The sequence below is a fragment of the Roseiarcus sp. genome (genome assembly GCF_052145395.1).
GTDB lineage: Bacteria > Pseudomonadota > Alphaproteobacteria > Rhizobiales > Beijerinckiaceae > Roseiarcus.
Genome location: NZ_JBKQOT010000101.1, coordinates 1 through 6,879, shown reverse-complemented (window position 1 = coordinate 6,879; position 6,879 = coordinate 1). Strand labels below are relative to the sequence as shown.

Sequence of the window (6,879 nt, the reverse complement as noted above, 5' to 3'; positions counted from 1 at the left end):
CCGCCGACTGGGCGGAGGGGAGCGCAAATGCGCTGGGCCGGGGACGAGCCCATGGATACCCCTCCGTCCATTTGTTGCCGAAACGCCGCCCGGTCGGGGGCGGCGCGCCGGATCCTCATGACGCGCGGGTCGGCAAGGCGAGGAATCGCTCGCCGTCGTCCGACTTCACGCGAAACAATACGCTCCTCTTTCCGTCGCTCTTGGCGGCGTCGATCTCGTCGGCGACCTGCGACGGCCTGCTGACCGCCTTGCCGCCCACCTCGAGGATCACGTCACCGCGCCTCAGGCCTTCGTCCGCCGCGGGACTGTCGGGATCGACGTCGGCCACGACGACCCCGTCGTCGCCGCGATTGGCGCGCAGCGTCAGGCCGAGCTTGGCCAATTCCGTCGCGTCGCCGCCGCGGGCGTCCGGTTCCGCGTCGGGCGCCGCCTTTGCCGTCTTGTCGGCCGGCATCGTCGCGACCGCCACGTCGAACGTCATCGGCGCGCCATTACGGATCAGGGCGATGGAAACCGTCTTGTTGGCGCCGGTCGCCGCGATCCGGCGCGCGAGATCGTGAGGATCGCCAACGGTCTCCCCGTTGACCGCGGTGATGACGTCGCCGCTTTTCACGCCCGAGGACTCGGCCGGAGAATTCTTCTCCACGTCCGCGACCAGCGCGCCGCTGGCGCTCTTCAGTCCAAGGCTGTCGGCGATATCCTGCGACACGGCCTGGATCTGAACCCCGATCCAGCCTCGCGTCACGACGCCGTTCGCCTTGAGCTGATCGACGACATTCTTGACGACGTCGCTGGCGATGGCGAAGCCGATGCCGACGCTTCCGCCCGACGGCGAGAAGATCGCGGTGTTGACGCCGACCACCGCGCCCTCGGCGTTGAAGGTCGGACCGCCCGAGTTGCCGTGATTCACCGGCGCGTCGATCTGCAGGAAGTCGTCGTACGGTCCGGAACCGATGTCGCGGCCGCGCGCCGACACGATGCCCGCCGTGACGGTGCCGCCGAGCCCGAACGGATTGCCGACCGCGATCACCCAGTCTCCGACCCGGGGCGGCCTGGCCGCGAAGGTCACACAGGGGTAATTGCCGCCCTCCGCCTTCAACAAGGCGAGATCGGTTTTCTTGTCGACTCCGATCACCTTGGCCGGCATGACCTTGCCGCCTGACAAAGTGATGGTCACTTCGCTGGCGTGATCCACGACGTGATTGTTGGTGACGATGTAGCCGTCGGACGAGATGAAGAAGCCCGACCCCTGCGCCATGGTCAGGTGGCGACGCCGCGCCGTATCCCCGTCGCCGGGCAGACCGAAGCGCCGGAAGAAGCGATAGAACGGGCTCCCGGGCGGGAAGTCCGGAATGCTATTCGAGTCCTCGTCGTCGCTCTGCTCGCCGTCGACGATCTTGACCTTGACGGAAACGACCGCCGGTTCGACCCGATCGACGATGTCCGCGAACGATCCCGGGCCAGCGGGCGGCTGCGCCGCGGCGGCGCCGTTCATCGCCGTCGCAGCGACAGCATGCGCAGGATCGAACGCCTTCTCCATCGCCGCGCCGCCGAAGGCCGCGCAGGCGACAGCGCCGAGCAGCACCCGGCGTGGAGACAAAGATCGACCGATGGAGCGCATCGTTGAATCCGGCAAGATGGGCGCACGAGGAATCGGCGTCCCTTCGCTTCAATCATTGTCTCCGCCCCCTAACCTCAGCATGGCCTGAATATGAAAGCTTCGTAATGTTGACGTTCTAGGGTCGGAGCCTTTCTTGCTGGTTCTCGAGCGCCGGTCGCGCTTCCCAAGGCCCAGGGCGGCTGATAGCAGCGCAGTCCATGACCGAACCGGCTGTCGCCCTTCGCACAACCCTTTCCGCCACGTTGATCGGCTTCGGCGCAATCGTGCTGTGGTCTTCGCTCGCGCTCCTGACGGCGCTCTCCGGCGCCGCGCCGCCGTTCGAACTGGCGGCGCTGACTTTCTCGGTCGGGGGCCTCTGCGGAATCATCTACGCCGCAGCGCGCGGACGCCTGTCGGCCCTCGTCCAGCCGTCGCGCGTGTGGGCTGTCGGGATTGGCGGCCTGTTCGCCTACCACGCGCTCTATTTCGCCGCCCTCCGCCGCGCCCCGCCCGCCGACGCGAGCCTGATCGCCTATCTCTGGCCGCTGCTGATCGTGCTCTTTTCGGCCGCGCTCCCGGGCGAGCGGCTCAGGGCCCGCCATGTGATCGGCGCGGCGCTCGGCTTCGCCGGAGCGGCGACTCTCTTTCTTTCCAAAGGCGCAAGCTTCGCCGTCGCGGGCGGCGCGGCGCTCACGGGCTACGGCCTCGCTCTTTGCTGCGCCTTCGTCTGGTCCGGCTATTCGGTGCTTTCCCGCAAGCTCAAGGGCGCGCCAACCGAAGCGGTTGCCGGGTTCTGCCTCGCGACCGCGGCGCTCGCGGCCGCCTGCCACGCGGCGTTTGAAACGACGGTCGTTCCCGAAAACGTGGGCCAGTGGCTCGCGATCCTCGGCCTCGGCCTCGGACCCGTCGGCCTTGCCTTCTACGTCTGGGACTACGGGGTCAAGCACGGCGACATCCGCCTGCTTGGCGTCGCGTCTTACGCCGCCCCGGTCCTGTCGACGCTGATTCTGGTCGCGGCCGGCGTCGCCCCCGCGAACGGAGCGCTCGCGCTCGCTTGCGCGCTCATCGTCGGCGGAGCGGTCGTCGCTTCGCACCGGGGCTGACCGGCGATGCTCGGCATTTTTAGCGGCCGTTCGATGTGGATAAGCTTCGCGATGGCGGCGTCTGCCCGGCGCGCCGCCCGCTTTTCCGTGGACCGACATGTGGGGCGCGGCGGCGCGCCGACGACAAAAAGCCGGCCCGAAGGCCGGCTTCGCTCATGCGCGGCGCGGTCACGCTTCCGCGGTCGTGCTCTTCGGCTTCAGGACCTGACGGCCGCGATACATGCCGCTCTTCAAGTCGATGTGGTGCGGACGCCGCAACTCGCCCGAGTCCTTGTCCTCGACGTACGCGGGCGCCTTGAGCGCGTCGGCGGAGCGGCGCATGCCTCGGCGGGAGGGCGACGTTTTGCGTCTCGGAACGGCCATTGATACGACTCCAATCGGAGGGCGCGGAAGCGTGTCCTCACGCGCGGGAAAACGGGAAGGCGGGCTCTTACATGCAAACGCCCGAAAACGCCAGCCCCTTCGCGCGACAATTGGAAAGGCGCGGCGCCTGCGCCCCTCAGGCCGCGCCGCGCGTCTCGAAGGCGGCGAAGGCGATCGCCTCGCGCGGGGCGCGATCGGCCCAGAGCACGAACTGGAACGCTTGATAGTACGTCTCGCAGGCGGCGACCGCCGCTTTCACCACCGCCGCGCATTGGGCGTCGCTCGCGCTGGCCCCGCCGGCGAGGCACAGCGAATGGCGGAACATCACCAGGTCCTGCTCCCGCCAAAGGTCGAAATGGCCGAGCCAGAGCTGCTCGTTGATCAGCTGGATCAGCTCGCCGACAGCCGCGCGCTTGCGCTGCGGCGCCTTGAGATCGAACGAGCACGCCACATGCAGAGACTCCAGATCCGGAATCCAGGTGAAGGCGAGATCGTAATTCGCCCAGGCGCCGGAGACGACGATCGAAATCTCGTCCTCCTCGGCGCGGTCGAAGGCCCATTCGTTGATGGCGGCCAGCCGCTCCACGACGTCGACGGGATGTTCGGGTCGATCGTCGGCGGCAGTCTCGATCGGGCTCATCGGCACTCTTTCGGCGCGGGAAACGGAACGCGACATGACGAGGCTGAAGTCGGCGCGCTCCGACGAAGCGCCACCGCCTCTCGCCGCCCGCTCCGTCGCCGAAGCGGACCCACGGCAACCTCGATGATTCGCTGCGAATCGTAAACCCGCCCGACTCAGCCGTCCACAGAATCTGCGAAACGAATCAAGACTCTGCGAAAGAACTCGAATCCTATCAGGGCTTTGGCTCGTTCAATCTCGCCTCGAGCGCGGCGATGCGTTCGGCAAGCTTTTCGTTCTCGTCGCGAGCCCTGGCCGCCATCTCCCGCACCGCCTCGAACTCCTCTCGGCTGACGAGGTCCATGCCGGCCATCATGCGCTCGAGCTGGCTTTTGGCGAAGGTCTGCGCCTCCCGCCGCGCGCCGTCGGCAAGCCCTGCGGCGTCGGTCATCAGGCGGGAGAGGTCGTCGAAGAAACGGCTGTTTGTCTGCGGCATGAGCGGCTCCGGATTCTCGCCGGCGACGACTTGCGGGCGGCGGCGCGAACGCTATGTGGCGCGCGCCGCGGCGGCGCGCAAGGGCGGGCGGCGCCGGCTGGAGGGCGGGGTCGGCGGCCCCGCCGCTGCACGGTCCATAGCCCGTTGCCGGACGCCCTTTGGACCGCGCCCTCCAATCCGCGCCCCGATGACAGGCGCGCCGCAGCGTTGCTAGATTGGCCCGGAAGAGACCGTCGAGGAAACCCCATGCGCATCCGAGCCGCCGTCCTGAGGACAATTGGCCTTCCCCCGCCTTACACGCAGTCGCGGCCGCTCGACATTATGGAGCTCGACCTCGCCCCGCCGGGGCGCGGCGAGGTTTTGGTGCGGATCGCGGCGGCGGGCTTGTGCCACTCCGACCTTTCGGTCATCGACGGCTCGCGGCCGCGGCCCGTGCCGATGGCGCTCGGGCATGAGGCGGCCGGCGTCGTCGAGGCGCTCGGCGAGGGCGTGACTGACCTCGCCGTTGGCGATCATGTCGTGCTGGTGTTCGTGCCGAGTTGCGGCCGCTGCGCCCCCTGCGCCTCCGGGCGGCCGGCGCTGTGCGAGCCGGGCGCAAAGGCCAACGGCGCCGGGACGTTGCTATCGGGCGAGCGGCGGCTCACGTTCAAAGCCGAGCCGGTCAACCATCACCTCGGCGTCTCGGCCTTCGCCGATCACGCTGTCGTCGCGCACGAATCCTGTATCAGGATTGATATGGAGCTGCCGCTCGAACTCGCCGCCCTTTTCGGCTGCGCCGTGCTGACCGGGGTCGGTGCCGTGATCAACACGGCGAGAGTCAAGCCGGGCGCGTCGGTCGCGGTCGTCGGCCTCGGCGGCGTGGGCCTCAGCGCGGTTCTCGGGGCGAAGCTCGCCGGGGCGCGCCAGATCGTCGCCGTCGACCTGTCGGACGAAAAGCTCGCCTTCGCCCTCGCGCTGGGGGCAACCGACACCGTCAACGCGGCGTCGCCGGACGCCGCTCACACGGTGCGCGCTTTGTCCGGCGGCGGCGTCGAGGTCGCCTTCGACATGGCGGGCGCCGTGCCGGCGCTGGAGCTCGCCTATGTCGTCACCGCGCGCGGCGGGACGACCGTGACCGCGGGGCTGCCGCATCCGGACAAGCGCATGGCGCTCGCGCCCGTGACGCTGGTCGCCGAGGAGCGGACGCTGAAAGGCTCGTACATCGGATCGGCCGCGCCGTTGCGCGATGTGCCGCGCCTCATCGCCCTCTTCAAGGCCGGCAAGCTCGCGGTCGACGCGCTGCTGACGCACCGGCTGAAGCTCACCGAGATCAACGAAGGGTTCGACCGCCTGCGCGAGGGGATCGGGGTTCGGCAGGTGGTGATCTTTGCCTGAGCGCCCATATCAAGGCTCCGTGGCTGTCGGGCGTCAACGGAGTCTGTCTATGGATCGAACGGAGCAACGGACGGCCATCGTGACCGGAGCGCCGCAGGCCTGGCTCTCGTCTGCATGGTGAAGGCGGAGGGCGGCTAGCGGCGCAACTCATTTGGATTTCCTCGATCGTCCGCAGAGCGACGCTCCGGCTCCTCAAATCCTCGGGCTTTGGATGTTTGGATTTATTTGGATTTCGGGGGGGGAAGGGGGGCGTACGGGACGGGAAATCGGCAACGCAGCCTAATTAGGACTTTCCGATAAGTCATACACGCACGCGACCTACTCAACAAATCCAAATCGGATTCGCCGATTCGCACAGTTCTCTTACACTATAATTGCTTATTTCGACCTGCGGCGTTGATGGATCTCGCCGGTGCTTCTTGAGCCGGTGGGGCCGTAAGAAGCGCCGGCGGAGCTACCCGTGCCGCCCACGGGGGAGGCTGAGTTCGTTCGGCGAAGGGGTGTTCCCGCCCAACGGCGAAGTGACACCGGGGGGGTGACCAGGGGCAGAGGGGGAGCTGCTGGAGGGACCGCTCGAACCGCTGGAGGAGCTACCCGAACTGCCGGAGGAACCGCTCGAAGCGCTGGAGGAACTCCCCGAACTGCCGGAGGAACCGCTCGAACCGCTGGAGGAGCTCCCCGAACTGCTGGAGGAACCGCTCGAAGCGCTGGAGGAGCTCCCCGAACTGCCGGAAGAACCGCTCGAACTGCTGGAGGCGCTAGCGGAACTACTGGAGGAACCGGTCGAACTGCCGGATGAGCTGCCAGAGGCGCCCGAGGAGCCCGCTGCTCTAGCGAGGAACACCCAACCGTGATTACTTGCTTTGATCGGTAGGAAATTGGCAGGCCAACTCTCGCCTCCGCAGAATTGCAGTGTCACGAGGACTGATGCGGCTGTTAGCAGCTTTCTCATTTAACTCTCCATCAAATATACATTTACGATTGGTATCCGTGAGGAGCCGCTGAAAAGCGAGAAGCGGCGTTTTGTATTCATCTAGCCGGAGCATGGGCGCTTGCTCGGAACGAGGCAGGGAGCCCGCCCCTTTAATGACCTGGGACGCGAGCCGCGCGATCATCCCGAGCGCAATGCCGGCGACGCCTGCGACCTTTCCGAGTTCAGCGAGCGACGAAAGGTCCCTGGCGCCTCACCACGCGGATTTTGCTGGTTCCGGCCAGGTCGCCGGCAACTGAATATGCAATAATGCTACAGCAGGAAGTTGCTGTCCAGCGGTGAGGCAGCGCACACCAGGGCTCGGAAGTCGGGTTAACGACGGGTTGGCGGCTA

General features: G+C 67.3%; 6 protein-coding genes. 2 read left to right on the top strand and 4 right to left on the bottom strand.

All coding sequences use genetic code 11. From position 1 onward, the window contains the following. Positions 1–115: 115 nt before the first annotated feature. Entirely contained in the window at positions 116–1,621 is a 1,506-nt protein-coding gene (locus ACLP25_RS03610) for a Do family serine endopeptidase (protein WP_442467863.1), read from the bottom strand. Positions 1,622–1,818: 197 nt separating this feature from the next. Between ACLP25_RS03610 and yddG the strand changes: the two genes are divergently transcribed. After that, a complete protein-coding gene (gene yddG, locus ACLP25_RS03605) occupies positions 1,819–2,703 on the top strand; it encodes an aromatic amino acid exporter YddG (RefSeq protein WP_442467862.1) in 885 nt (294 codons plus the stop codon). A gap of 168 nt (positions 2,704–2,871) precedes the next feature. Here the strand turns inward: yddG and rpmF are convergent, their stop codons facing one another. From rpmF to ACLP25_RS03590, 3 genes are all read right to left on the bottom strand, one after another. Further along, positions 2,872–3,066, bottom strand: a complete 195-nt coding sequence (gene rpmF, locus ACLP25_RS03600; RefSeq protein WP_442467861.1) for a 50S ribosomal protein L32 — start codon at positions 3,064–3,066, stop codon at positions 2,872–2,874. Between the two features lie 136 nt (positions 3,067–3,202). Then, positions 3,203–3,706, bottom strand: coding sequence for a YbjN domain-containing protein (locus ACLP25_RS03595; RefSeq protein WP_442467860.1), 504 nt, complete (start codon positions 3,704–3,706; stop codon positions 3,203–3,205). A 214-nt stretch (positions 3,707–3,920) separates the two neighbouring features. Next, positions 3,921–4,181, bottom strand: a complete 261-nt coding sequence (locus ACLP25_RS03590; RefSeq protein ID WP_442467859.1) for an accessory factor UbiK family protein — start codon at positions 4,179–4,181, stop codon at positions 3,921–3,923. Positions 4,182–4,427: 246 nt separating this feature from the next. Here ACLP25_RS03590 and ACLP25_RS03585 point away from each other — a divergent pair, with 246 nt between their 5' ends. Beyond that, a complete protein-coding gene (locus ACLP25_RS03585; protein WP_442467858.1) occupies positions 4,428–5,555 on the top strand; it encodes a zinc-dependent alcohol dehydrogenase family protein in 1,128 nt (375 codons plus the stop codon). Positions 5,556–6,879: the final 1,324 nt, after the last annotated feature.

Coding starts and splice junctions, on each gene's coding strand:
- ACLP25_RS03610 (WP_442467863.1), bottom strand. CDS start 1,621: ATGCGCTCCATCGGTCGATCTTTGTCTCCACGCCGGGTGCTGCTCGGC.
- yddG (WP_442467862.1), top strand. CDS start 1,819: ATGACCGAACCGGCTGTCGCCCTTCGCACAACCCTTTCCGCCACGTTG.
- rpmF (WP_442467861.1), bottom strand. CDS start 3,066: ATGGCCGTTCCGAGACGCAAAACGTCGCCCTCCCGCCGAGGCATGCGC.
- ACLP25_RS03595 (WP_442467860.1), bottom strand. CDS start 3,706: ATGAGCCCGATCGAGACTGCCGCCGACGATCGACCCGAACATCCCGTC.
- ACLP25_RS03590 (WP_442467859.1), bottom strand. CDS start 4,181: ATGCCGCAGACAAACAGCCGTTTCTTCGACGACCTCTCCCGCCTGATG.
- ACLP25_RS03585 (WP_442467858.1), top strand. CDS start 4,428: ATGCGCATCCGAGCCGCCGTCCTGAGGACAATTGGCCTTCCCCCGCCT.